Annotated in this window: 1 pseudogene; it reads right to left on the bottom strand. The window is 40.9% G+C overall.

Features of this window, described 5'->3' with window-relative positions:
* Positions 1–1,402: pseudogene (locus tag B5V81_RS08560) on the bottom strand (Vomp family autotransporter); the annotation flags it as partial.

Genomic DNA, 1,402 nt, shown 5'->3' on the forward strand with positions numbered 1-1,402 from the left:
ACCTTTTTCCGCTGCCTTAACTCCTGAAAGAATTCTATCAGATCTATGGCTGTTGGCAATATTGATTGTGTCACCATCTGTTTCCTTACCAATGGTGATATGTTTCGTTTTAGGATCCTGTTTAACAAAGCTACTGGCCGCTATTTGCTCTTTGATATTTTTTTCAACTTTTTGAAGTTGTAAAAAATTTACAGCGTCTGTACCATCAATCCCTTCTGAAACTCCTGTTATCTTTTTATTACCAGCATCAATACCACCAGTGGTTATTTGCGGACCATTTGCAATTTTCAATCCCGTGGCATCAAAAATATTCTTCCCCGCTGTTACACTATCTAGCGTAATGTTCTTTGCTAAATCAAATTTTATCTTATTATCGTCTTTGCTTTTGATAATTTCGAAATTTTTACTTCCAGAAGCTAAATCTACCGTCTCATCTATCCCCACAACCTTCGTATTTTCACCGCCAACAGACAGATTCCAGCCTTTATCCACATATTTTTGTAACTTTTTTAACTGTGCAACATTCACCGCATCAGTGTCATTCGTACCAGCTGAAACACCTATAATCTGTCTGGTTTTACCACCCTGAACATCACCAATACTGACTGCACCAAAGCCGGATTTCCATGCCTTGTCATTTTCAGCTGAGTTTGCTCTCTTAATAGGATCATACCCAAAAACACCAGCTTCAACATCAGCTATAGAATTTGAGCCCAAGGCGACGCCATATCCAGCTGATGCTTGTGCCCTAAAACCCAATGCAACCGCAGCGATGCCGCTGACTTTTGTCTCACGACCAAGTCCAACCGCACTGCCACCGCTCACTTTTGCGCTCTCACCAATAGCAATCGTACTGTATTGACTAGATTCTGCTCGGAAACCAAGTGCAATCGCATCTTCGTCGCTGGCTTTTGCTTCACCCCCAATAGCAATTGCACTGTTGGCGTTTTCTGTAGTATTTGCGCCAACCCCAATAGCAATTGAATTTTCAGCAGCAGCTATAGCATCTTGAAAGTCTAATTTTAACGTGTTAATTTTCAGACCTTTTATAATAGAAGCCTCTTGCGCTGCTTTATCTACGTAATTTTTTAAATCCTTTAACTGCGCAACATTCACCGCATCGGTATCTCCAGTACCAGCCGCTACTGCAACAATTTGTCTAGTTTTACCTTCCTTAATATTACCAACACTGACTGCACCTTGCGTACTTTTCCAGACATAACTTGTATCTTTTGATCCATCTTTTTGACTTTCATCTTTTTGCATAGGGCTATAACCAGCAATACCAGCAGCCGTATCAACAAAAGAATTTGCTCCTATAGCAACACCACCCGTAACGCTTGCTTTTGCAGAAGAACCTAAAACAATGGCGTTCTCTTTTTCTGCTGTTGCGGAATAACCC

The sequence above is a fragment of the Bartonella queenslandensis genome (assembly GCF_018155095.1).
GTDB lineage: Bacteria > Pseudomonadota > Alphaproteobacteria > Rhizobiales > Rhizobiaceae > Bartonella > Bartonella queenslandensis_B.